The organism is Bacteroides sp. MSK.18.37 (assembly GCF_019129155.2).
Lineage (GTDB): Bacteria > Bacteroidota > Bacteroidia > Bacteroidales > Bacteroidaceae > Bacteroides > Bacteroides ovatus.
Window position 1 is genome coordinate 1,256,581 of the sequence record NZ_JAHOIB020000001.1, and the last position, 25,123, is coordinate 1,281,703.

Annotated in this window: 19 protein-coding genes, 2 tRNA genes, 3 rRNA genes and 1 riboswitch; of the genes, 9 read left to right on the forward strand and 15 right to left on the reverse strand. The window is 41.9% G+C overall.

What is annotated here, in order from left to right; all coding sequences use genetic code 11:
- Window positions 1-59 precede the first annotated feature (59 nt).
- From KSX81_RS05345 to KSX81_RS05390, 10 genes are all read right to left on the reverse strand, one after another.
- Complete coding sequence (locus tag KSX81_RS05345) at window positions 60-1,607, reverse strand: alpha-isopropylmalate synthase regulatory domain-containing protein (RefSeq protein WP_004301119.1); 1,548 nt, start codon at window positions 1,605-1,607, stop codon at window positions 60-62.
- Window positions 1,589-2,185 carry a 3-isopropylmalate dehydratase small subunit gene (gene leuD / locus KSX81_RS05350; protein ID WP_004301121.1) on the reverse strand — a complete coding sequence of 199 codons (597 nt, stop codon included), beginning with the start codon at window positions 2,183-2,185 and terminating at the stop codon, window positions 1,589-1,591. Before leuD ends, KSX81_RS05345 begins: the two co-directional genes overlap by 19 nt.
- Before the next feature lie 36 nt (window positions 2,186-2,221).
- Window positions 2,222-3,616: a 3-isopropylmalate dehydratase large subunit gene (gene leuC / locus KSX81_RS05355; protein ID WP_004301124.1), complete on the reverse strand. Its 1,395-nt coding sequence runs from the start codon at window positions 3,614-3,616 to the stop codon at window positions 2,222-2,224.
- A gap of 81 nt (window positions 3,617-3,697) precedes the next feature.
- On the reverse strand, window positions 3,698-5,194 hold the full coding sequence (locus KSX81_RS05360; RefSeq protein ID WP_004301125.1) for a 2-isopropylmalate synthase: 1,497 nt from the start codon (window positions 5,192-5,194) through the stop codon (window positions 3,698-3,700).
- 402 nt (window positions 5,195-5,596) lie between these two features.
- Window positions 5,597-5,830 carry a hypothetical protein gene (locus tag KSX81_RS05365; RefSeq protein ID WP_004307193.1) on the reverse strand — a complete coding sequence of 78 codons (234 nt, stop codon included), beginning with the start codon at window positions 5,828-5,830 and terminating at the stop codon, window positions 5,597-5,599.
- A 122-nt stretch (window positions 5,831-5,952) separates the two neighbouring features.
- Window positions 5,953-6,063: ribosomal RNA gene (gene rrf / locus KSX81_RS05370) — 5S ribosomal RNA — on the reverse strand.
- A 77-nt stretch (window positions 6,064-6,140) separates the two neighbouring features.
- Window positions 6,141-9,020 (reverse strand): 23S ribosomal RNA (locus KSX81_RS05375).
- A gap of 160 nt (window positions 9,021-9,180) precedes the next feature.
- A tRNA-Ala gene (locus KSX81_RS05380) sits at window positions 9,181-9,254 on the reverse strand.
- 63 nt (window positions 9,255-9,317) lie between these two features.
- Window positions 9,318-9,394, reverse strand: a tRNA-Ile gene (locus KSX81_RS05385).
- Window positions 9,395-9,579: 185 nt separating this feature from the next.
- Window positions 9,580-11,108 (reverse strand): 16S ribosomal RNA (locus tag KSX81_RS05390).
- Together the 16S, 23S and 5S rRNA genes with 2 tRNA genes alongside form the textbook arrangement of a ribosomal RNA operon.
- Before the next feature lie 1,760 nt (window positions 11,109-12,868).
- Between KSX81_RS05390 and KSX81_RS05395 the strand changes: the two genes are divergently transcribed.
- Window positions 12,869-13,975: an AAA family ATPase gene (locus KSX81_RS05395; RefSeq protein WP_004296848.1), complete on the forward strand. Its 1,107-nt coding sequence runs from the start codon at window positions 12,869-12,871 to the stop codon at window positions 13,973-13,975.
- A 263-nt stretch (window positions 13,976-14,238) separates the two neighbouring features.
- Here KSX81_RS05395 and KSX81_RS05400 read toward each other — a convergent pair whose 3' ends face one another.
- Entirely contained in the window at window positions 14,239-14,463 is a 225-nt protein-coding gene (locus KSX81_RS05400; protein ID WP_004296847.1) for a winged helix-turn-helix domain-containing protein, read from the reverse strand.
- 311 nt (window positions 14,464-14,774) lie between these two features.
- On the opposite strand from KSX81_RS05400, the gene KSX81_RS05405 reads away from it, so the two are divergent.
- Window positions 14,775-15,632, forward strand: coding sequence for a GyrI-like domain-containing protein (locus KSX81_RS05405; protein ID WP_004296845.1), 858 nt, complete (start codon window positions 14,775-14,777; stop codon window positions 15,630-15,632).
- Between the two features lie 64 nt (window positions 15,633-15,696).
- Here KSX81_RS05405 and KSX81_RS05410 read toward each other — a convergent pair whose 3' ends face one another.
- The 3 genes from KSX81_RS05410 to KSX81_RS05420 form a co-directional block, all read right to left on the reverse strand.
- Window positions 15,697-16,068, reverse strand: a complete 372-nt coding sequence (locus tag KSX81_RS05410) for a VOC family protein (RefSeq protein ID WP_004296844.1) — start codon at window positions 16,066-16,068, stop codon at window positions 15,697-15,699.
- Window positions 16,069-16,162: 94 nt separating this feature from the next.
- Window positions 16,163-16,966: a helix-turn-helix domain-containing protein gene (locus tag KSX81_RS05415; protein ID WP_128857435.1), complete on the reverse strand. Its 804-nt coding sequence runs from the start codon at window positions 16,964-16,966 to the stop codon at window positions 16,163-16,165.
- A 151-nt stretch (window positions 16,967-17,117) separates the two neighbouring features.
- Complete coding sequence (locus KSX81_RS05420) at window positions 17,118-17,987, reverse strand: DUF6845 domain-containing protein (RefSeq protein ID WP_004296841.1); 870 nt, start codon at window positions 17,985-17,987, stop codon at window positions 17,118-17,120.
- 122 nt (window positions 17,988-18,109) lie between these two features.
- Between KSX81_RS05420 and KSX81_RS05425 the strand changes: the two genes are divergently transcribed.
- The 7 genes from KSX81_RS05425 (at window position 18,110) to pncB (ending at window position 24,230) form a co-directional block, all read left to right on the forward strand.
- Entirely contained in the window at window positions 18,110-18,436 is a 327-nt protein-coding gene (locus KSX81_RS05425) for a cupin domain-containing protein (RefSeq protein WP_004296840.1), read from the forward strand.
- Between the two features lie 312 nt (window positions 18,437-18,748).
- Window positions 18,749-19,687, forward strand: coding sequence for a DUF1848 domain-containing protein (locus KSX81_RS05430; protein WP_217725617.1), 939 nt, complete (start codon window positions 18,749-18,751; stop codon window positions 19,685-19,687).
- A gap of 372 nt (window positions 19,688-20,059) precedes the next feature.
- Window positions 20,060-20,839, forward strand: a complete 780-nt coding sequence (locus KSX81_RS05435; RefSeq protein ID WP_004296838.1) for an SDR family NAD(P)-dependent oxidoreductase — start codon at window positions 20,060-20,062, stop codon at window positions 20,837-20,839.
- A gap of 137 nt (window positions 20,840-20,976) precedes the next feature.
- Window positions 20,977-21,582, forward strand: coding sequence for a TetR/AcrR family transcriptional regulator (locus KSX81_RS05440; RefSeq protein WP_008776365.1), 606 nt, complete (start codon window positions 20,977-20,979; stop codon window positions 21,580-21,582).
- A 4-nt stretch (window positions 21,583-21,586) separates the two neighbouring features.
- The gene (locus KSX81_RS05445; RefSeq protein ID WP_217725616.1) at window positions 21,587-22,312 is read left to right on the forward strand and encodes a DUF2271 domain-containing protein; all 726 of its coding nucleotides are present in this window, start codon (window positions 21,587-21,589) and stop codon (window positions 22,310-22,312) included.
- 44 nt (window positions 22,313-22,356) lie between these two features.
- Window positions 22,357-22,887, forward strand: a complete 531-nt coding sequence (locus tag KSX81_RS05450) for a hypothetical protein (protein ID WP_008650403.1) — start codon at window positions 22,357-22,359, stop codon at window positions 22,885-22,887.
- A gap of 167 nt (window positions 22,888-23,054) precedes the next feature.
- On the forward strand, window positions 23,055-24,230 hold the full coding sequence (gene pncB, locus KSX81_RS05455) for a nicotinate phosphoribosyltransferase (protein ID WP_008650402.1): 1,176 nt from the start codon (window positions 23,055-23,057) through the stop codon (window positions 24,228-24,230).
- Between the two features lie 137 nt (window positions 24,231-24,367).
- On the opposite strand, the gene KSX81_RS05460 is transcribed toward pncB, so the two are convergent.
- A complete protein-coding gene (locus KSX81_RS05460; protein WP_004296832.1) occupies window positions 24,368-24,691 on the reverse strand; it encodes a thioredoxin family protein in 324 nt (107 codons plus the stop codon).
- Between the two features lie 170 nt (window positions 24,692-24,861).
- Window positions 24,862-25,066: riboswitch (cobalamin riboswitch) on the forward strand.
- The last annotated feature ends 57 nt before the right edge of the window (window positions 25,067-25,123 follow it).

A 25,123-nucleotide genomic window follows, 5' to 3' on the forward strand; every position in this document is an offset into this window, starting at 1 on the left:
ATCGTTTATTCTTCTATTTATATATTCTTATAAAAAACATTCTTCGGGCAAGTTGTTTCTCACTTGCTCTTCTCGTATTCATCTTCGATGAGGTTCAACATCTTCATAGTAGCCTTGATGGCAGCCTCTGTCTGGTCGGCATCAAGTCCGCGGGTACGGAACACCTGCTCATCATAACTCCACGTGATAACTGTCTGCACAAATGCATCTGTACGTCCACCGGGAGGGATGGTTACCGCATAATTGGTCAACATCGGGAATTTACGTCCTAATGTCACCTTATATATTTTACGCAGCGCACGAACAAAAGCATCATACTGACCATCGCCGCCTGAACTCTCTTCGTACTCTTTTCCGTTGATTTCTATCTTCAACGTTGCCATCGGTTTCAACCCATGAGCCAGATTCACAAAATAGCTCTTCAGTTTAACCTTCTCACCCACTGCTCCATGTTTCAACACATCCGAAACAATGTACGGCAAATCTTCCTGTGTAACCAGTTCTTTCTTGTCGCCCAACTCGATGATGCGTTCCGTTACCTTGCGCATAGCATCTTCGTCCAGCTCCAATCCGAGATCTTCGAGGTTCTTACGGATATTTGCTTTACCGCTTGTCTTACCCAATGCATATTCGCGCTTGCGGCCAAAACGTTCGGGAAGCAAATCATTGCAGTAGAGATTATTCTTATTATCCCCGTCGGCATGCACTCCGGCCACTTGCGTAAAGACATTCTCACCTACAATCGGTTTATTGGCAGGTATCACAATTCCCGAATAAGACTCCACTACCCGGCTGACATCATTCAAACGGCTTTCGTCGATATTTGTCACCGCATTGAAATGGTCTTTCAGGATAGCCTGCACACTTGCGAGAGGAGCATTTCCTGCCCGTTCACCCAGCCCATTGATGGTTGTATGCAATCCTTTGACACCGCTTAATACCGCGGCAAGGACATTACTCACAGCCAAATCATAATCATTGTGCGCATGGAAATCGAGATGAGTATTCGGATAACGTTTCTTCATCTTCCGCATATACTCTATCACTTGCAAAGGATTCAAGATACCCAACGTATCAGGCAACATAAAACGCTTGACACTCGTCTCTTTCAATCCATCCATCAACTGAAATACATATTCGGGAGAATCTTTGATACCGTTGCTCCAATCTTCCAGATAAACATTGACGGTTATATCCTGTTCGTCGGCATAATGCACCACACTTATGATATCCGCCAGATGTTCTTCCGGTGTCTTTTTCAGTTGTTGCGTACAATGCTTCAGTGAACCTTTACAAAGAAGATTTATCACACGGCAGCCGGTACGCTGAATCCAATCGACAGAAGTATGCCCGTCGACAAAGCCGAGCACTTCCACTTTATGGAGCAGACTACGACGGGCCGCCCAGTCGCAAATCATCTTCACGGCTTCAAACTCACCGTCCGACACACGCGCCGAAGCAACCTCCACCCGGTCTACCTTTAAATCTTCTAACAGTAAACGGGCGATCATTAGTTTCTCATGAGGCACGAAAGATACTCCGCTGGTTTGTTCACCATCACGGAGCGTTGTGTCCATGATTTCTATTTTCACGCCTTCTTTTCCCATTCTTCTATTTTATCTTTATTGCTCAACAAAAAATCGATATCGTCCAATCCGTTCATCAAACAAAGTTTCTTGTAAGCATTGATTTCGAAATGTTCACTTTTACCTGTCGCCTTGTTGGTGATGGTCTGTTCGGGAAGGTTCACTTCCACTTCCATCTTCGGGTCCGCTTCTATCGAACCAAACAACTCCTGCAGAAACTCCTCGGTAACAACCACCGGCAGCACAAAGTTGTTCAACTCATTATTCTTATGAATATCGGCAAAGAAACTGGATACCACCACGCGGAAACCATATCCTGCAATAGCCCAGGCAGCGTGTTCACGGCTGGAACCCGAACCGAAGTTTTTTCCTGCCACCAATATCTGTCCGCTATAAGTAGGATTGTTCAACACAAAATCCTTGTTCAGGGAACCGTCAGCATTATAACGCCAGTCACGAAAAAGATTATCACCAAAGAATTTTTCTTCACGAGTGGTTGCTTTCAGGAAACGTGCCGGAATAATCTGGTCGGTATCTACGTTTTCTAAAGGAAGAGGTACACAAGTACTTGTTATTATATTAAATTTTGTCTTAGCCATCGTCTTATTTACAATTTAATGATTTACGAATTTGAATTACATCAGCTCTCTCGGATCGGTAATCACACCTGTCACCGCAGCAGCGGCAGCTACCAGCGGACTAGCCAGCAAAGTGCGTGCACCGGGGCCCTGACGTCCTTCGAAATTACGGTTGCTGGTAGATACCGAATACTTTCCGGCAGGAATCTTATCATCGTTCATTGCCAGACAAGCAGAACATCCCGGCTGACGGATAGCAAATCCGGCTTCCGTCAATATCTTGTCGATTCCTTCCTTACGGATCTGTGCGTCTACCATCCATGAACCCGGAACCAGCCATGCAATTACATTCTCCGCTTTCTTACGACCTTTCACGATGGAAGCAAATGCACGGAAATCTTCAATACGACCGTTTGTACAAGCACCAAGGAATACATAATCAATCTTCTTACCCAACAAAGATTCACCCGGTTGGAATCCCATATACTCCATTGATTTCTTGAACGAAACCTGTGCAGCTTCACTCATTCCTTCCATAGTAGGAATATGCTGTGTGATTCCCATACCCATACCCGGATTCGTTCCGTAGGTAATCATCGGTTCAATATCAGCCGCTTCGAAACGGACTTCTTTATCAAACACGGCATCATCATCACTCTTCAATGTCTTCCAATAAGCCAAAGCCTTGTCCCATGCTTCGCCTTGCGGAGCACTTTCACGTCCTTTGATATATTCAAAAGTCACTTCATCCGGAGCAACCATACCACCACGCGCACCCATTTCAATAGAAAGGTTGCAAAGGGTAAGACGTCCCTCCATTGTCAGATTGCGGATAGCCGAACCTGCATATTCCACGAAGTAACCCGTAGCACCACTGGTAGTCATCTTAGACATCATATACAGAGCCACATCCTTTGCAGTCACCCCTTTACCCAGTTCACCGTCTACAGTGATACGCATTGTTTTCGGTCTCGACTGGAGAATACATTGTGAAGCCAGCACCATTTCCACCTCGCTCGTTCCGATACCGAAAGCAATCGCTCCCATTGCACCGTGAGTAGAAGTATGAGAGTCACCGCAAACAATCGTCATTCCCGGCAAGGTCAAACCACGTTCGGGACCTACCACATGAATAATACCATTCTTCGGATGCATCATGCCGTAGTGTGTCAGACCAAAATCCTTCGCATTCTGCGTCAGCGTGTCCACCTGCGTTTTAGAAATCGGATCTTCAATCTCCTTATCCTGATCGTGTGTCGGTGTATTATGGTCGGGCATACAAAATACCTTTTCGGGACGCAATACTCCGATTCCACGTTCACGCAATCCCGCAAAAGCCTGCGGACTAGTCACTTCGTGACAATATAACCGATCAATATAAAGCTGTGTAGGGCCATCTTCCACAGTAGTCACCACGTGGGCATCCCATATCTTATCAAATAATGTATTCATCTGTTTATTTACTATTTTACTAATTACTATTTACTCTTTCAATCAATCTCTGTAATACCAAACCGACTGTCAACCTCTTTTTTACGATTTGAATTTGTTAATACAGTCGATGTAGGCTTCTACCGAAGCAGCAATAATATCTGTATTGGCACCAAAACCATAATAAATCTGGTTATCGTATTCTACCTGCATGTGCACTTTACCTACATCATCACTTCCCTTACTGATAGCCTGAATAGTAAACTCTTTCAGAGTCATGTGGCGTTCTACAATCTTTTTCAATGCTTTGATAGCAGCATCTACCGGACCATTACCACTGGCACAAGCTTCAAACTTCTCACCGGCAATATTCAATCCCAAACTAGCTACCGAACGAACACCGACACCACTCGTCACCTGCAAGTAATCCAGTTTGATACGATGGTTCTGGCTACGGTCTGCACCTGCCAATACTAAAATATCATCATCATTAATATCTTTCTTCTTATCAGCCAACTTCAGGAACTCATCATATACCTTATCCAGTTTTTCCTGATCCAGATTCACTCCCAATATAGAAAGACGATTTTTCAATGCAGCACGTCCGCTGCGGGCAGTCAATACGATAGAGTTATCATCAATACCCACATCATGCGGATCGATAATCTCATACGTCTGTACATTTTTCAATACGCCATCCTGATGGATACCTGAAGAGTGTGCGAAAGCGTTACGTCCAACGATTGCTTTATTGGGTTGTACCGGCATATTCATCAGGCTGGATACCATACGGCTGGTCGGATAAATCTTCTGCGTATTGATATTGGTTTGAATATCTATTTCGTGATGGCTCTTAATAATCATGGCGATTTCTTCGAGAGCAGTATTTCCTGCACGTTCGCCAATACCGTTGATGGTAACTTCCACCTGACGCGCACCGTTCAAAACACCGGCTATCGTATTGGCAGTAGCCATACCCAAGTCATTATGACAGTGAGTAGAAAGTATGGCATTATCAATGCCGTCTACATGGTCAACCAAGTATTTTATCTTGGCGCCATATTCTGAAGGCAAGCAGTAACCTGTTGTATCAGGGATATTCACTACGGTAGCTCCCGCTTTGATGACAGCTTCTACCACACGTGCCAGATATTCGTTATCCGTACGGCCTGCGTCTTCTGCATAAAATTCCACATCGTCTACAAAACGGCGGGCATATTTCACAGCAGCTACTGCACGTTCGATAATCTCTTCACGATTCGAATTGAATTTATATTTAATGTGCGAATCAGAAGTACCGATACCGGTGTGAATACGTTTATGTTTAGCAAATTTCAGTGCATCTACGGCTACATCAATATCTTTTTGAACTGCGCGGGTCAAAGCACAGATAGTAGGCCAAGTCACCGCTTTTGAAATCTCAATTACTGAATTAAAATCCCCCGGGCTCGAAATGGGGAATCCGGCTTCAATCACGTCTACTCCCAACGCTTCCAATGCCTTTGCTACCTGAATCTTTTCTACTGTATTCAACTGGCATCCCGGAACCTGTTCACCATCTCTAAGAGTGGTATCAAAAATAAATAACCTATTGTCCATATTCTTATGTATATTATATAATTATTAGCATTAAAAAAAGCCTTTCACACTTGGAAGTGAGAAAGGCTTTCGTATATTTTCATTTATACACATTTACGCGCAGCACTCACTTCCACTAACCTTTGATAGTAGAATAATAATACCGCATAGTAGAATATGTATAAACATCTGATTCATTTCTTGTCTCTTTTATTAGTTTGACGGTGCAAAGGTATGGATTATTTCTTTACCACCAAATAATACGTTACTTTTTTATCGAAAAAAATATCATTTCATAAGTTAAAGCCGATTATTAGCAAAAATGTATCACGAATAAAGCGATATGTTTATTAAAACAGAAAGAGGGAGTAGAATGTTGAACCATTCTCTCCCTCTCCTTCTTTATTGTTCTAAATCAATAGATTACTTCTTATCGCAACATTCTTTCTTTTCTGCGCAATCAGCTTTTTTGTCGCAAGCAGTAGCACAAGAGTCCTTAGCCTGGCAGCAAGAATCAGTTTCAACAACAGCTTCCACTGTTTCTACAGTTGTCTCTTCACCTTCAGAAGCAGCGTTAGTAGTTTTGTTACCAGTACAAGACATCATTGCAAAAGAAAATGTTACTGCTACAGCAGCCAAAAATAATTTAGTTTTCATACCTTTTAAATTTGCTTTAAACGTTTAATAAAATAATTGTCGGTCGCAAATATAGCACTTTTTTCGCAAAGTACCAAATGACAGAAGCCCCTTGACTCAAAATGAATCAAGGGGCTTCTTAAAAACGGCGGCTACCTACTCTCCCACTGTTACGCAGTACCATCAGCGTGACGAGGCTTAACTTCTCTGTTCGGAATGGGAAGAGGTGGAACCCTCGTGCTATAACCACCTGAAGAAGGTTATGACATGATGAAAAGTAAAATTTCAGTGTCTAGAAAGCTAAACGTATATACCCAACCGGTACATGTCCGAAAGAAAGTGAACGGGCAATTAGTAATGCTCGGCTTTGATGTTACCACCTTTACACCTGCATCCTATCAACGTCATCGTCTTTGACGACCCTAAGAAATCTAATCTTGTGGCTGGCTTCGTACTTAGATGCTTTCAGCACTTATCCAATCCCGACTTAGATACCCAGCAATGCACCTGGCGGCACAACTGGTAAACCAGCGGTCAGTCCAACACGGTCCTCTCGTACTAGTGTCAGAGCCACGCAAATTTCATACGCCCACGATAGATAGAGACCGAACTGTCTCACGACGTTCTGAACCCAGCTCGCGTGCCACTTTAATGGGCGAACAGCCCAACCCTTGGGACCTTCTCCAGCCCCAGGATGTGACGAGCCGACATCGAGGTGCCAAACCCCTCCGTCGATATGAGCTCTTGGGAGGGATCAGCCTGTTATCCCCGGAGTACCTTTTATCCTTTGAGCGATGTCCCTTCCATACGGAAACACCGGATCACTATGCTCTAGTTTCCTACCTGATCGACTTGTCTGTCTCCCAGTCAAGCGCCCTTATGCCATTACACTCTACGGACGGTTACCAATCGTCCTGAGGGCACCTTTAGAAGCCTCCGTTACACTTTTGGAGGCGACCACCCCAGTCAAACTACCCACCAAACAGTGTCCTCGTATCTACGAGTTAGAACTCAAATAATCAAAGGGCCGTATTTCAACAGCGACTCCACAAATACTGGCGTACCTGCTTCAAAGTCTCCGGCCTATCCTACACATCAATTACCCAAATTCAATGTTAAGCTATAGTAAAGGTTCACGGGGTCTTTTCGTCCCATCGCGGGTAATCGGCATCTTCACCGATACTACAATTTCACTGAGCTCACGGTTGAGACAGTGTCCAGATCATTACACCATTCGTGCAGGTCGGAACTTACCCGACAAGGAATTTCGCTACCTTAGGACCGTTATAGTTACGGCCGCCGTTTACTGGGGCTTCAATTCAATGCTTCTCTTGCGATGACATCTCCTCTTAACCTTCCAGCACCGGGCAGGTGTCAGGCTGTATACGTAATCTTTCAATTTGGCACAGCCCTGTGTTTTTGTTAAACAGTTGCCTGGACCTATTCTCTGCGCCCAACTCTCGTTGGGACCCTTTATCCCGAAGTTACAGGGTCAATTTGCCTAGTTCCTTAACCGTGAATCACTCAAGCGCCTTAGTATATTCAACCCGACTACGTGTGTCCGTTTGCGGTACGGGTACCTTAAAGATTAAGTTTAGCGGATTTTCTTGGGAGTATGCTTACACGCACTATTACCTTATTCCGAAGAATTTGGTATACTATCAGGTTCGACTCTTATCCCGGATTTGCCTGGGATAATCAACATCTACACCCTTCAACGGACTATTCCGTCAGTCCGCGGCGCTGTCACTCCTCCGTCTCCACGTCACTCCTTAAGGTAGTACAGGAATATTAACCTGTTCTGCCATCGGCCTCACCGTTCGGCTGAGCCTTAGGACCCGACTAACCCTGATCCGATTAGCGTTGATCAGGAAACCTTAGTCTTTCGGCGAGGGGGTTTCTCACCCCCTTTATCGTTACTTATACCTACATTTGCTTTTCCACACGCTCCAGCAAAGCTCACGCTTCACCTTCGACGCAGAGTGGAATGCTCCCCTACCGATCATTACTGATCCCATAGCTTCGGTAAATTGCTTGATGCCCGATTATTATCCACGCCAAACTCCTCGACTAGTGAGCTGTTACGCACTCTTTAAATGAATGGCTGCTTCCAAGCCAACATCCTAGCTGTCTTAGCAATCTGACTTCGTTAGTTCAACTTAGCAATTATTTCGGGACCTTAGCTGATGGTCCGGATTCTTCTCCTTTAGGACATGGACCTTAGCACCCATGCCCTCACTCCTGGGATCGAACTACTGCGCATTCGGAGTTTATCAAGACTTGATAGGCGGTGAAGCCCTCGCATCTTATCAGTCGCTCTACCTCACAGTAGTAATTCCCAAGGCTGCACCTAAATGCATTTCGGGGAGTACGAGCTATCTCCAAGTTTGATTAGCCTTTCACCCCCACCCTCAGTTCATCCGGAAGCTTTTCAACGCTTATCGGTTCGGTCCTCCAGTTAGTGTTACCTAACCTTCAACCTGACCAAGGGTAGATCACTTGGTTTCGCGTCTACTCCTTCCGACTAATCGCCCTGTTAAGACTCGCTTTCGCTTCGGCTGCGGATCTCAAGATCCTTAACCTTGCCGGAAAAAGTAACTCGTAGGTTCATTATGCAAAAGGCACGCCGTCACTGCTGAAGCAGCTCCGACCGCTTGTAGGCGCACGGTTTCAGGGACTATTTCACTCTTCTATTCGAAGTGCTTTTCACCTTTCCTTCACAGTACTGGTTCGCTATCGGTCTCTCGGGAGTATTTAGCCTTACCGGATGGTCCCGGCAGATTCACGCAAGATTCCTCGTGTCCCGCGCTACTCAGGATACCACTACGCTTCATTTAGCTTCGAATACCGGACTATCACCGTCTATGGTCCCATTTTCCAAAGGGTTCTTCTCACTAAACTTCTTGCGATATCGTGGTCCTACAACCCCAATATTGCCGTAACAACATTGGTTTGGGCTAATCCCCGTTCGCTCGCCACTACTAGGGGAATCATTATTATTTTCTTTTCCTACAGGTACTAAGATGTTTCAGTTCCCTGCGTTAGCCTCTTGCTATGCAAGATGTCATTCCTTCAGAATGACGGGTTGTCCCATTCGGAAATCTTCGGATCAAAGGTTATTTGCACCTTCCCGAAGCTTATCGCAGCTTATCACGTCCTTCATCGCCTCCGAGAGCCAAGGCATCCGCCATGCGCCCTTGCTTACTTTCTTTCAAACGTTTTATTCTCGTACTGGTATTGGTAGTGGAATTGCTTCCTTCTATCAATATTGCATACTCGAACACGTACGGTTTGATATATACTTTTAGCTCTTACTAAAATTTTACTTTTTGTACATCATGTCAAAGATCGTTTCTCTTTTTCAGAGATCGTGGAGAATAACGGATTCGAACCGTTGACCCTCTGCGTGCAAGGCAGATGCTCTAGCCAGCTGAGCTAATCCCCCAAGAGGTTATTCAAGAATTTTGTTTTTTAGCTTTTAGCTTTCCCTGTTCCTCATTCTTGAGCTTGGTAGTCCCAGGCAGAGTTGAACTGCCGACCTCTACATTATCAGTGTAGCGCTCTAACCAACTGAGCTATAGGACTAGTTCAACCTTGTCTACCTTTCGTCTAGACTCGGCTTCTTTTTTCTCTTGTTTATCTCTATCTATACTTCTATAGATGGTTGATCTATATGTTATAAATAAACAAGTACCAGTAGTACAAAAAACAGAACCTTTAAAGTCTTTTAGTGGCTGCCACGTTTTGTGACAGTTACGGCATCGCTCCAGAAAGGAGGTGTTCCAGCCGCACCTTCCGGTACGGCTACCTTGTTACGACTTAGCCCCAATTACCAGTTTTACCCTAGGACGCTCCTTGCGGTTACGTACTTCAGGTACCCCCGGCTTTCATGGCTTGACGGGCGGTGTGTACAAGGCCCGGGAACGTATTCACCGCGCCATGGCTGATGCGCGATTACTAGCGAATCCAGCTTCACGAAGTCGGGTTGCAGACTTCGATCCGAACTGAGAGAGGTTTTTGGGATTAGCATCCTGTCACCAGGTAGCCGCCTTCTGTACCCCCCATTGTAACACGTGTGTAGCCCCGGACGTAAGGGCCGTGCTGATTTGACGTCATCCCCACCTTCCTCACATCTTACGACGGCAGTCTCTCTAGAGTCCTCAGCATCACCTGTTAGTAACTAAAGATAAGGGTTGCGCTCGTTATGGCACTTAAGCCGACACCTCACGGCACGAGCTGACGACAACCATGCAGCACCTTCACAACAGCCTTACGGCTATACTGTTTCCAATATATTCTGTTGCAATTTAAGCCCGGGTAAGGTTCCTCGCGTATCATCGAATTAAACCACATGTTCCTCCGCTTGTGCGGGCCCCCGTCAATTCCTTTGAGTTTCACCGTTGCCGGCGTACTCCCCAGGTGGAATACTTAATGCTTTCGCTTGGCCGCTTACTGTATATCGCAAACAGCGAGTATTCATCGTTTACTGTGTGGACTACCAGGGTATCTAATCCTGTTTGATACCCACACTTTCGAGCATCAGTGTCAGTGACAGTCTAGTGAGCTGCCTTCGCAATCGGAGTTCTTCGTGATATCTAAGCATTTCACCGCTACACCACGAATTCCGCCCACCTCTACTGTACTCAAGACTCCCAGTTTCAACTGCAATTTTACGGTTGAGCCGCAAACTTTCACAACTGACTTAACAATCCACCTACGCTCCCTTTAAACCCAATAAATCCGGATAACGCTCGGATCCTCCGTATTACCGCGGCTGCTGGCACGGAGTTAGCCGATCCTTATTCATATGGTACATACAAAATTCCACACGTGGAAAACTTTATTCCCATATAAAAGAAGTTTACGACCCATAGAGCCTTCATCCTTCACGCTACTTGGCTGGTTCAGGCTCTCGCCCATTGACCAATATTCCTCACTGCTGCCTCCCGTAGGAGTTTGGACCGTGTCTCAGTTCCAATGTGGGGGACCTTCCTCTCAGAACCCCTATCCATCGTAGTCTTGGTGGGCCGTTACCCCGCCAACAAACTAATGGAACGCATCCCCATCGATAACCGAAATTCTTTAATAAAAATATCATGCGATATTCGTATGCTATCCGGTATTAATCTTTCTTTCGAAAGGCTATTCCGGAGTTATCGGCAGGTTGGATACGTGTTACTCACCCGTGCGCCGGTCGCCATCTTCAGTTTGCAAGCAAACTAAAATGCTGCCCCTCGACTTGCATGTGTTAAGCCTGTAGCTAGCGTTCATCCTGAGCCAGGATCAAACTCTTCATTGTAAAAGTATTTTTTATCATCAGTTAAGATGATCTTTTTGCTCTGTTCAGGACGCCGTAAATTTATTGACCTTATTCAAATACCTATTAGTCTTAACTGTATCGCTACTGAATAAGACAAGTATTGACGGTTCTATTTTTTTTACTTGTACTACTTGTATTGTTTATCAATATTTCAAAGAACTTGTTGCTTTCGTTTTAAAAGCGGGTGCAAAGGTAAGGGCTTTATTTTTAACTACCAAACTTTTTCGGAAGTTTTTTTTCAGTCTTTCTTTTTACTCAATTTCTCTGGCTCTCTATGCGAAAGGGAAAGAAGGTATGAAAGAATAACTCTTGCCTATTTTCTTTGCGAATCGGACTGCAAAGATAAGAACTTTATTTATTATAATCCAAACTTTTTCGGAAGTTTTTTGTTCTTTTCTTTAAGTATAATTCCACTTTTTCACTAAGTCAATTTTTCAAGGCTTTCTTCTCTTGGAAAGCGGGTGCAAAAGTACGCCCTTTTCGTATACACTCCAAATATATCAAACTATTTTTTCTAATTATTTTTGAATACATTTGCTAAAGTGCTGACGCATAACGATGTTGTAGAACATATTTTTTATGTATAGGGAAATTGTGCGCGGAAACGACGAGAGGGATACACATTATTATATCACACGCGGACGCGTAGGTGCGCCGGGAATCAGTTTGCGTTAGGGAGCAATTAAAGAATCAGTTCATTAAAATAAGAGGAAAGAAAGATAGATATAAGAGATAGTGGTTTTATAGTGGATTCCATTCCTTAGTTTGATTCATTAATATGATACTTGTATGAGAATGATGCGTAGAAACTTCACTTTGCTGAAAAGGATTTTTCTTTTTCATTTCTCATGTTCTCATAATATACACAATAATCAGCTGTAAATCAAACAGATAATACTATGAGAAATAAAACACAAAAGGGTATTTCTCATAGCTGTTCCGTGATTTAGTCCGTAAAATCACGCATTTCTCATAGGGTTTAAACCATTTCTCATAGTATTCTCATATTCCGTCTATACATTTTACTCATTTCTCATACAGTATAATTGTAGTTTTTCCGGACTTTTGCCGGATTTACGATTACTCCTTTCCTTCTTCGGTTTTATTAAGCAACTTCTTGCTATTTACTACTTTCCTATATGTTATTCACCTTATACCTTTATGTTTTTCCCTAATCATTGTTATTTCTTCCTACCACTATTCGTATCGTTACACTCTAGTGAACAGATCGTTGCACTGGAGTGAACGGTTCTATCTACTCTAGTGAACAGACCTTTCCACTCTAGTGGAACGATTCAGATACCGGTAGGAAAACATGAGAATATCTACTCCATACACTTTCATAAACGCTTTATAATATATTATTAATCAATACATAACTGAATATGTAGCATTGAATCTATTACAATTAATTAGCCTCTTTGCCCTACGAAAGATTATGAGAAATGCCTTGAAAAGCTATGAGAAATACTTTGTTTTGTGGACAAAATGCTGGTAACACTATGAGAAATACCCTTTCTTCTTTTATTTCTCATAGTGTTATATAACTGATTTGAAGATTGTTATCACATATATTATGAGAACATGAGAAATGAAAATGAAAAATCATTTGCAGGAGCTTTGATATAAATACAGGAAACTATCCACGCCTATGTTTTTCGAGAAAATGATAAATCGGTTCAGTTCATATCATAGATTTATTTCGTACCTTTGCCATTCTATTTATATAAAAAGAAAAAATGAGTAAAGAATGCACACTCGCAGATTTCACAGATATTTTTGATTACTCCACAGGATGGTTCAGCGACAGTAGCATTTGTAGTCTATTCTATCAGATATTCAAACGATTCCCTTCCATGAAAATGGTAAAATATAAAGTAAACCAGGATTTTCTGAAAGAAATCAAGGAACTTTATCAGCAAGATGACGCGTTCGATATATTCGAGCATGTGTACTGCAATCATTTTGAAAATGAAAAAGAAGAAGAGGAGGAAGAAGAAGATAATACATCTACAAAAGAGTTATACGACTGTATCGTTATCTGCAAAAAGAATTTGATGATCGGCTATTTTGATAATTGCGTAAAGATTGTCTATTCCAATATCGACAAGGAGGAAATCAATCAGATCAATCAGATTTGCGAAAACCACAAGAAGGAAAATGAGAAACTTAACAATCTATTTATAGTAACATACTCTCATAACTACTTCAGCCTGAAACAATCGCAAGTTAATGAACCTGCTATTCAGATTGATCGTCACTATAACGATGATTTTGTTCCCGTAGCTGCCGAGATCGAAAACTTTCTGCTGGAGGACAACAAAAGCGGATTAATCATTTTGCATGGAAAACAGGGTACAGGAAAAACGACTTATATCCGCCACCTTATCAATCTTGGAAAAAAGAGAATGATCTATATGAGTGGAGACCTGGTAGATAAACTTTCGGATCCGAGCTTTATCACTTTCATCCGCCAACAAAAAAATTCTATCTTCATCGTAGAGGATTGCGAAGAACTATTATCAAGCCGCAACGGAGGCAACCGTATGAATGCCGGCTTAGTCAACATACTGAATATTAGCGACGGGCTATTGAGCGATGAATTGTGTATCAAATTTATCTGCACCTTTAATGCTCCATTAAAAGATATCGACGAAGCATTGCTTAGAAAAGGACGTCTGGCTGCCCGGTATGAGTTTAAAGACCTGACTACTGATAAGGTTAATCAACTAATCAAGGAAGAAAGCCTGGATATTCCCGAACAGACACACCCCATGACACTGGCTGAAATCTATAATTACGAAGGAATGGATTTCTCCCAGGGAAGAAAACGGGTAGGATTCTAAAGATATTCTCCGGAATAGAATTGCCAGAGAAAAAACAGGCAATTATTATTGTGGAATACAAGTATATAAATTTTATCTACATCCGGACACGATTCGACATTTTTATACGTTTATTATACGTTAAAAGAGTTGCCCTATTATTGAGCAACTCTTTTAAATATAAAACTTCTTAAGTTCAAACTTAACTTGTGATACCTTATACGAACATATTCTTACTTATAAGTTAACGGAACTTCTAAGATATTCACTCACAAAACCTGCTATTATCCAAAGCTGAAGGGAAAAGCGCTTTCATCAGATAAAGCAATTAATCCATTTTTCCGTTGGATACAAATTTTGTTCTCTCGTGCCAACCAACCGGCGGCCAATGCTGTACTTTCTACGCTTAGGTTTAATCTTCTCGCCAATTCAGGTATTGAAATTTCACCAATTTCTTTCAGGGCATACCAGACCTTTCCGGCATTGTTCCCTACAATTGTTTTATCCATGGCTATTTTTATTAATAATTCGGTTACAATATAATCATTTTAATAATAGTTTATAACAAAACCGGCTTTTTCATTTTAGTTTTTGACATTATTTAAAACAAGAAAATCAATTTCGCAATTAACGGTTAAAAATTTGGTCATGGTTCACACCATAACACCACTGTAAGGTACATTATATATCAAAATAAATTTTCAAAACAGGTATAGGGCAACCATAGAAAGAAAATAGAAAGTTGACATTTCCGCAATATCGGACAAGTCATTTCGCTTTTTTACCAATACCTTTGCGAAGTGAAATACCAAAATTAGTTATGCAACAGAAAAAAACAACGAAAGAGGAATATCAAAAGTGCGTAAATGTTGTAGTGGAATACATTATCCAACATTTAGGAGAAGATATTGATTTAAAATCTCTGGCCAGAATTTCAAACTTTTCTCCTTTTTACTTTCACCGGATCATGAAAGCTTTTCTCGGTGAACCGATTGGTACGTTTATTGTCCGGACGCGGACAGAAGCTGCCGCACGCCTACTCCGCTACTCGGATATTCCGATTGCTGACATCGCCTACCGGATTGGTTACGCATCCCCTTCTTCATTATCGAAAGTGTTCAAGCAATTTTATGGCATTTCACCTTTAGAATATAGAAACAATAAAAACTTTGTAATTATGAAACCAGCGATTATCAGGCCAGACCTGGAACTAAAAAAAGAGATCAGAAATGTCTCCGAACGGAATGTGATTTATATCCGCCTTACAGGCGACTACAAACTGAATGATTACGGTGGCACTTGGGGCCGTTTATTCCAATTCATCAAAGAACAAAAACTGCCGATGGGAGATTTCAGCCCGCTTTGCATCTACCACGATGATCCGAAAGTGACGCCAGCCGAGAAACTGCGTACAGACGTATGCATGGTAATGCCTGTAAAGGTTGCCCCCAAAAGTGATGTGGGATTCAAGGTTATCCCAGCCGGACGTTATGCTATTTTCCTTTATAAAGGCCCGTATGACAATCTGCAAGCTGTGTACGATACGATTTACGGAAAGTATCTGCCCGAAATGGAATGTACGATACGTGATGAAGCCAGTGCTGAACGCTATCTGAACAATCCATGTGACACTCCCCCCGAAGAGTTGTTGACGGAGATCTATATTCCGGTAGAATAATCCGGATAAGGGGACGAAGGAACAGCAGTCACTTCCAGACAGGCTGTTCCCTCTTCCCTACCTGTTATTTTTCAGCATAGACGCCAATCCTGTTTCCTTCACTATCCGTGAATACGGCAAACCATCCTTTATCGTCTGCCTCAATCTTTGTTTTGGGAATGACAACTTTCCCTCCTTTCAGAAGCACTTTTTCCAACGTTTGTTCAATATCCTCACAGTTGAAATGGATAAGTACGCCATGCGTTGAAGGAAGAAAGTCGAAATTTGAAGCATAAGAAATAGCACCGACGGTTTCACCTTCTTCCGTGAAACAAGCCATTTTCTCTGTTTCACATTCAAAAGTCGGAAGTTGCACACCCAACACAGTTTCGTAAAAATCGACAGCCCGACGGAAATCGGTAGCAGGAATCTCAAAAAATGCAATTAATTTTTTCATCTCGTTTCTTTTTTATGGTTACTACTAAGCCTTTGCAAAGACATTGCAAAAGTAGGGTAACACGAGGAAGCCCGATAGAAAAAAAGAGACATCTTTAGAGTTCAGAGAAATAATCGGAATAAGGGGCGCATACAGAAAGATACTCCGCAGGGGTATAACCGGAAAAGAGTTTGAATTCCTTTATCATGTGAGACTGATCGGAAAAGCCACATTCATAAGCCACTTGTACAAAAGGAATCGTAGCATCCTGTTGCAGCATGGATAACGCCCGTTGCATACGGATAATACGAATAAATTCCTTGGGAGTAGTACCGACATAATCGGCGAAGATACGCCCAAACTGCTTACTGCTCAAACAGGCTGTTTCCGACAAATGAGAAATATTGATTTGCGGCCGGAGGTTTATTTCATGAAAGACAGCAGACATCCGCTTGAGATTATACTCGGGAAGAGTGTATAAACGACGAAGAAAAAACTGCTCTATCAACCGAATACAAACTGCATTATCAGAAGTATCCGTGACCTGTTTCACTAAATCCGACAGTTCTACATCTTCCATCGCATCGGTATCTACAGTTTGCCCGCGGAATAAATGACTGGGTATGTGAAACAATGCTTTTACTGCATAAGGTTGAAAAACAACAGTAATCATCTCTATCCTGCCTGTAGACATCACATCCGAGAAACCGACCGATTGTCCGGAAATAAAGGATTGGGGTTGCATCTCCGACTCACCCAACAAAAGAAGTTGTTTCCCTTTATGGAATACCAGTTGCATACAGCCAATAGGCAGAGTCCGTTCGGAGACAGGAGCTATTGAGTCGTCTTGCAATATCCAGTAATGCCGTATATAGGGAGCCAGGGCAAAACAGGGTTTTATCAATTGAAATGATTGCATATAACAAAGATATTATTTCTTAATCCAAATGCAAAAGTAAAACTCCTGTTTAAAAGGGGATAGTAAAAAAAGGACTTCTTTACTTAATTAAAAAAGCATCCTCTGCTTGAAGAAGCATGATTGCAACTCATTCAAACAGAGGAAGAATTCTTTAGATAACGGAAAGTCCATATTCGTAGGCTTCCGACATCGCATTGTAATCTGCATCGGAATATGCGCCTTTGTCTCTTGCTTTCTGCATATCTTTCATAAACGATTCCACAGAAGACAGGAAGCTATAATAATTCTTTTGCTCTTCATCATAGCCTGTGACAGCAGGAAGTTTCTTTGCAGCTTCGAGTTCTTTCTTCAATTCTGCCATCTTCACATCAATGCGAGCACCCTCCAGTACATGTTTGCGGGAATAAAGATTCATTATGCTTTGCACAGTGCCGGACATCTTACGCATAGCCATGATTTGATCTTTCAACGGTTCGTCGGCAAGAAGTTCTTTTTCAGCCTGTTCCGTGAGAGGGCTTAGAATATCAAAAATCACTTGTTTATATTCGGACATTTCTACACTTAGCCGATAGTTTTCATCCAAGAGCTTGCCAGCCTTGGCTGTCTCTTTGGCCTGCTTGTAAGAGAGAAACTTATTAAAATTATCATAGAATTGCGCCCGTGCACTGAAAAGTCCTCTATAACTCTGCTTCAGATTCTGACGGACTTGTATATTAAAGTAATCTCCCGGATCCATCAATTCCGCAGTGTCTCTGGCAGATACTTCAGGCGGTGCTATCGGAGATACTTCAGGAACTTTTCCTGTCTGTTCCATATATCCCAAGACCGCATTTACGTCTTTTGCATTAGCTACATGCCTCAACACGATGAGCGATGTATGATAATAGTTAATCACTTTACTGGCATTATCCAATTCCTCCGGAGTGACGGAGGACGCAGCCTGTTTCTTGTTTCCTCCCGAACAGGAAACCAATAAGAAAGCACCTATCAGTGCTCCAAACAATAAGATATTCTTCTTCATAATAATGGTTAGTTTATTGAGTCTTTCGTACTATAACAATAAAAATCGTTTTTTGTTATAGACAAACAATGCATATTCGAAAAGTGTTCTCTATATGATATTAACTTAAAAATAAAACAAATATGGAACAATCATTTCAAAAAGGAGTTGTGCTCCATTTGGCTTCTCTCATTGAATATACTGAAGGAGGCGTTATCAGCAAACAGTTAATCAAAAGTCCGGCAGGAAATATCACTTTATTTTCTTTTGATAAAGGAGAAGGGTTAAGCGAACATCGTGCCCCGTTTGATGCGCTCGTGCAGGTATTGGAAGGGGTAGTGAATATTACTGTAAACGGAACTCTGTTCACCGTAAAAGCAGGAGAAAGTATCGTATTTCCGGCGAATGCGCCGCATGCCCTTACAGCAGTGGAGAGATTTAAGATGCTGTTGACTATGATTAAGGAATAAACAATCATAGTGTATAAAAACAAAAAATGGCTACTCATCACGAGCAACCAATCTTTTGTTAACCTTAAATCTAATACTTATGAAAAAAACACTGTACAAAGGTACCATATTTCAGGTAAATAGCAAATTTTAGAGCCTAAACAGCCCATATTATAACAGGGTTTAATACTCTGGAAAGCGCATTAACATTTCAGACTTCACACGTTAACATTTAACATATTCATTCACACAAGTTACTTCTTGGGTAAGTAAGAATACAAAAAAGAGGGAATCATTGAAACAACATCGTCTTTTTTTTTGTAACTTTGAACTATGATAATCAGTGCCAGCCGCCGGACAGATATTCCGGCATTCTATTCCCAGTGGTTTTTCAACCGGATTAAAGAAGGATATGTATTAGTGCCCAATCCATATCATCCGAAAATGATTAGCAAGATCTCTCTATCTCCTGCTGTAGTAGATTGCTTTGTTTTCTGGACCAAGAACCCGGCACCTATGCTCAACCAACTGGAGAAATTGCAGGATTACGACTATTACTTCCAATTTACACTTAACCCCTACGGAGAAAAGCTGGAAAATCATTTGCCCTCCATCAATAAACGAATGGATACCTTTAAAAAGCTGGCTGATAAAATCGGCAGGGAAAGGGTGATCTGGAGATATGATCCGATACTGACAAACGAGGAATACAATGTTTCTTTCCACCAGGAAGCATTTGCCCGGATTGCCGACGAACTCAAAGACCACACTGCCAAATGTATGCTGGGATTCATAGATCATTACCAGCATATCCGGAACTCTGTACGGTTATTCAACATCCATCCGCTGACTCAAGAGGAAATAGAAGAAATGGCTGTCTCCTTTAAAAAAACAATCGACGTTTATCCCGACATACAGCTGGATACTTGTACTGTAAAAGTGGATTTAAGACATTTAGGTATTCCGAGCGGCCTGTGTATTGATAAGGATCTGATAGAAAAGATCATCGGTTATCCTATCCTCGCCCAAAAGGATAAAAACCAGCGTAACATCTGCAACTGCATTGAAAGCATTGATATCGGAACTTATGAAAGTTGCCTGAACGGATGTATTTATTGTTATGCCATCAAAGGCAATTATAACACGGCAGTATATAATAGGAGAAAACATGATAAAAACTCACCGCTACTCATCGGCCATTTATCCGAAGATGATATCGTAAAGGAACGGGAGATGAAAAGCCTGCGGGATAACCAATATTCGTTGTTTTAATCTCTTCGGTCTGCAGTTGACTTACAGGCATAAAAAAAGGCTATCTATCCCAGACAGCCAATCTTTTGTTAACCTTAAATCTAATACTATGAAAAACACAGTACAAAGATACGTACTTTTCGGTTATCTCCAAATTTTGAGGCCAAAGCAGCGTATCTTATAACATGGTTTAATAGAATCAGAGCCGTATTAACAAATGAGTGGGCAGGCATTAACATTTAACAGTTTTCTTAAATAATCAGAGCGTAAAACTGGAAAAGATGCAAAAGTTTTCGAATCGAACACCTTATCTTATTAAAGAGAGTTTATAAGGGCTAACAAATTCCTCTGCCAGCTGTTTCTAATAGAAGGTAATCATCAAATTCCCATTATATGAACAGATTCGAAAATAAAGTAGTTGTCATCACCGGTGCCGCCGGTGGTATCGGCGAAGCAACCACACGCCGCATTGTCTCCGAAGGAGGCAAAGTAGTCATCGCTGACCATTCCGAGAAAAGAGCGGAGCAGCTTGCCAACGAACTCACGCACGCAGGGGCTGACGTGCGTCATGTCTATTTCTCCGCCACCGAACTCCAGAGTTGCAAAGAGTTGATTGATTTTTCCATGAATGAATATCAAAGAATAGACGTACTGATTAATAATGTAGGAGGAACTGATCCCAAACGTGACCTTAGCATCGAAAAGCTGGACATCAACTACTTTGACGAAGCATTCCATCTGAATCTCTGCTGCACGATGTATCTTTCCCAACAGGTCATTCCTATCATGACTGCCAATGGTGGTGGGAACATTGTCAACGTAGCTTCCATAAGCGGACTTACGGCTGATGCCAACGGTACTTTATACGGCGCCAGCAAAGCGGGTGTCATCAACCTGACGAAATATATCGCTACTCAAATGGGAAAGAAAAACATCCGTTGCAACGCCGTAGCTCCGGGACTGGTACTTACTCCCGCTGCATTGGACAACCTGAATGAGGATGTACGTAATATCTTCCTCGGTCAATGTGCCACTCCTTATCTGGGAGAACCGGAGGATGTTGCAGCTACCATCGCTTTTCTGGCTTCGAACGATGCCAGATACATCACTGGACAAACGATTGTGGTGGATGGCGGACTGACCGTTCATAATCCGACAGTGGCGTTATCATAAAACGACCGGATAACGTATTATCGGTAAAGATGATAGGTTATTAACCGGCAACCATTACAAAAAATAATCTCTTTTTCCTTGATGTTACCGATAGGAAACATATCTTTGTGACCAGTCAGTAACAAAAGTATCAAAGTATGGAAAAAGAGATTACTAAAAACAGACAGGCTACGGAAATGACCCTGATTACAGCCGTCAACGACATCATTGAAGAAAGCGGTTTCGAGGGGTTGGGGATCAATGCGGTAGCAGCCAAGGCCAAAGTTTCAAAAATGCTTATCTACCGTTATTTCAATTCGCTGGATGGACTGATAGCAGCCTACATTCAGCAGAACGACTATTGGATTAATTTCGATGAAGAGTTACCGGATCAGGCTCATTTAGCCGCATTTATCAAGCAGATATTCAAAAGACAAATCATGCGGTTACGGGAGAATTATACATTGAAACGCCTGTATCGCTGGGAACTGACAACGGACAATAAGTTTGTGAAAGAGTTGCGCAACAAACGGGAAGAGAAAGGAATCTGGCTGGTAGAGGCAGTCAGCAAACTATCAAAACATCCGAAAAAAGAGATTGCTGCTATGGCTTCCATCATCACCGCAGCCATCAGTTATCTGGCATTGCTCGAAGAAAACTGCCCGGTCTACAACGGCCTCAAGATTCAGCAGGAAAGCGGCTGGGAGGAATTGGAAGAAGGCATCAATCTATTAGTAGACCTCTGGTTACAAAAACAACTCTAATCAAATGAATAAAATGACAATAATGGGAATATGGTTTCTTTCTCTATTGATAAATAGTGGATGCAACCGGGATTTAGTAGAATACGACAGTAACGATCTTAAAATATCTATTGAAAAAGGGGAAGACTGGTTGCATAATTTTCCTTTGTTTCTAGGCATCAACATCAAAAATCCGCCCCAGATTGCAATCTGGACTGAAGACATGGAAGGGAATTATCTGTCCACCGTGTATGTGACACACAAAATAGCCACTCAATCCTGGCAAGCCTCCGGCGGTAACCGCCGAAAGGAAGCGCTGCCGCATTGGTGTTATCAGCGGGGAATCCAATATGAAGACGGGTTATATCTCCCTAGCAAAAAGGAACCGTTGACGGACGGTATCAGTGGAGCTACTCCGAAAGGTAGTTTTAATGTGAAGATGTCGCCAACCGGGAAGTTGAAGAAGTTTATAGTCAAAATTGAAATCAATCATTCTACAGATTTCAATGATGCATATCCGAAATCGGCCAAAGAAGGAGACGCCAATTACTCCGGTGGAAAAGAAGGGAGCGGACAGCCTGCCCTTGTCTACGCAGCAGAAGTGGATTTGACTTCCGGCAAGAAAGAATTTACAGCCAAACTGATCGGACACAGTAGCCCGGATGGAAGTAATGGAGATCTTACCAAAGATACTTCTTCACTCACAACTGCATTGCATATCGTTAAAAGTATAACCGTGTATGTGCAATAGCAGTAGCTAACCATAATATTATCAAACTCTATCCTTGCATCATTATGAGGAAATTTATATTCATCTTTGCGCTGCTATCTTTCATCACTGTATGTGCCGACGGACAAACAGACAGCAGACGTCTCTCTTACACTACATATATCGGGACAGGTTTTTCTATGAATCAGCCTTCTTACACGCCTTTCAACTGGCAAATCGTCAGTCACTACCACATCAGTCAACGGTTTGCCATCGGTGCAGGCAGCGGACTTTCTGTTTATGAAAAACTACTCATTCCGCTTTATGCCAGTGCGCAATTTTATATAACGAAGCCCAGGAGACTGACTCCTTATCTGGAATGTCATATCGGTGGGTCTTTTGCCACAGACAGAGAAGCAAACGGAGGCTTTTACCTCTCTCCTTCCATCGGTGCACAATTTAAGGTCAACCGGAAATTTAAACTGAATTTGATGGCAGGTTATGAACTCCAGAAACTGGAACGGACAAAGAAACAGGAAGATCCGTATTTCCATACGACGTTTAAGGAAGAATTGTCACACCATTCCATTACGCTGAAAATCGGCTTGACTTATTGAGGTAACTATAATAAGAGATAAGGAATTTGCCATTGCAAACAGAATATATATTCAGATCCTGGCTTTATTCCCCCGAATAAAAAAGGCATAATTATTAATGATTAAGTCGTTATATTATTCAACAAATACTAACTTTACGACGTTATAAAATATAAAGAGCGAACGAAATGATTGTTAAGACATTACTAGATACCGATCTTTATAAGTTTACCACATCGTATGCTTATATCAAACTGTTTCCCTATGCAATGGGCACGTTTAGTTTCAACGACCGGAATGAAACTCAATATACCGAAGATTTCCTGAAGGCACTCAAGGCAGAGATCAAGAATCTTAGTCAGTTGAGGTTTACGGAAGAGGAGCTGGAATATATGACGAAAAACTGCAGATTCCTTCCGAGAGTCTACTGGGAGTGGTTGTCTTCTTTTCGTTTCGATCCGAATAAGATTGATATTCATCTGGATGAAGCTTGTCATCTCCACATCGAAGTGACTGACTTGCTTTATAAAGTGACTTTATACGAAGTGCCTTTGCTCGCTATTGTCTCCGAAATCAAAAACCGTTTCTTTGGCAATGTAGCAGACATGAATGAGATTCTTTGCAAGCTGTCGGAGAAAATAGAATTGTCGAATCAACATCAGCTTCGCTTTTCAGAGTTCGGCACACGGAGAAGATTCTCCATTGATGTGCAGGAAACGGTTATCAAGAAGCTGAACGAAACAGCGCAATATTGCACCGGAACTTCCAACTGTAACTTTGCAATGAAATATGGAATGAAAATGATGGGGACTCATCCACATGAATGGTTTATGTTTCATGGAGCACAGTTCGGATATAAACATGCCAACTATATGGCACTCGAAAACTGGGTGAATGTTTATGACGGTGATTTAGGTATCGCACTTTCCGATACATATACTTCCGGCATCTTCCTTAGCAACCTTAGCCGTAAACAAGCCAAACTTTTCGATGGAGTGCGGTGTGATTCCGGCAATGAATTTGAGTTTATCGATAAGCTGGTTGCCCGCTACAAAGAGTTGGGAATCGACGCGACAACCAAAACCATCGTATTCAGCAATGCCCTAGACTTTACAAAAGCATTGGATATTCAAGAATACTGCAAAAACAAAATCCGCTGCTCTTTCGGGATCGGTACCAATCTCACCAACGATACCGGGTTCGAACCTTCGAACATCGTGATGAAACTGACACAATGTAAGATGAATGTCAATCAGGAATGGAGGGAATGTATCAAACTGTCTGATGATGAAGGAAAACATACCGGCAGCCTTGAAGAGGTACAGGCTTGCCTGTATGAGTTACGACTCAACAGAAAGCAATAAAAATAAAGAAAAGCAGGAAGTACCTCACCGGAGAATACTTTCTGCTTTTCTTTATGCATATTAGAAGTATGCCAGACAAAGACATACCAGCATAGAATCAGCTACGCATATCATTGTAACAAACTATGCAATAATCGTCAGGATTTGAATCCTTTCACTGCTCTTTCCAATCTTTCCAAAGGTAATTCGCCGGATTGTCTCCAGAGCTGTTGTCCTTTTCTAAAAAGAATAAAGGTAGGAGTCGACTCAACTGTATAGAAATCTGTAAGGGCAGGTTCCTGATCGATGTCTACCAATACCACTTCCAATGTTCCTTCCATCAGTTTCTTAAATTCTTCAACAACCGGTTTCATACGTTGGCAATGAGGACACCACGTTGCATAAAACTCTGCCATTACCCAATCACCGTTAGCCAGTTTCTCCTGATTTCTTTCTTCACGAGCTATTTTCTTTTCTTTCATACGAATATCTCCTTTTAATTAATTACTATCAACCTAACAATATCAGGAGAAATATAGTTTAGAAAAGTAGCAAGGTTATACACTAATTAAAGAATCCTTATTTAAAGACAAGCATTGCACAAAAATGAAACTTTCGTGCAAAAAAGGAACATCTTATTTAATATTTATTTATCTTTGCCCCCCGAAATGGTTCAGAATCCGTATCCAACGGACGACGATTAATAGGGAATCGGGTGTAAGTCCCGAACAGTCCCGCTGCTGTGAAGCTCTGTTCAATGTCTTATAATTGAACTAATTTAACGCCACTGATGTTAATCGGGAAGGCAAATAAGACAAGAGTTAGTCAGAAGACCTGCCATTTTGTGTAAGACGCTCCCCTCCTCGTGGGTTAGGAGAAAGAGCATCACTTGTTAAGCCCCAAATCAAAAAAAT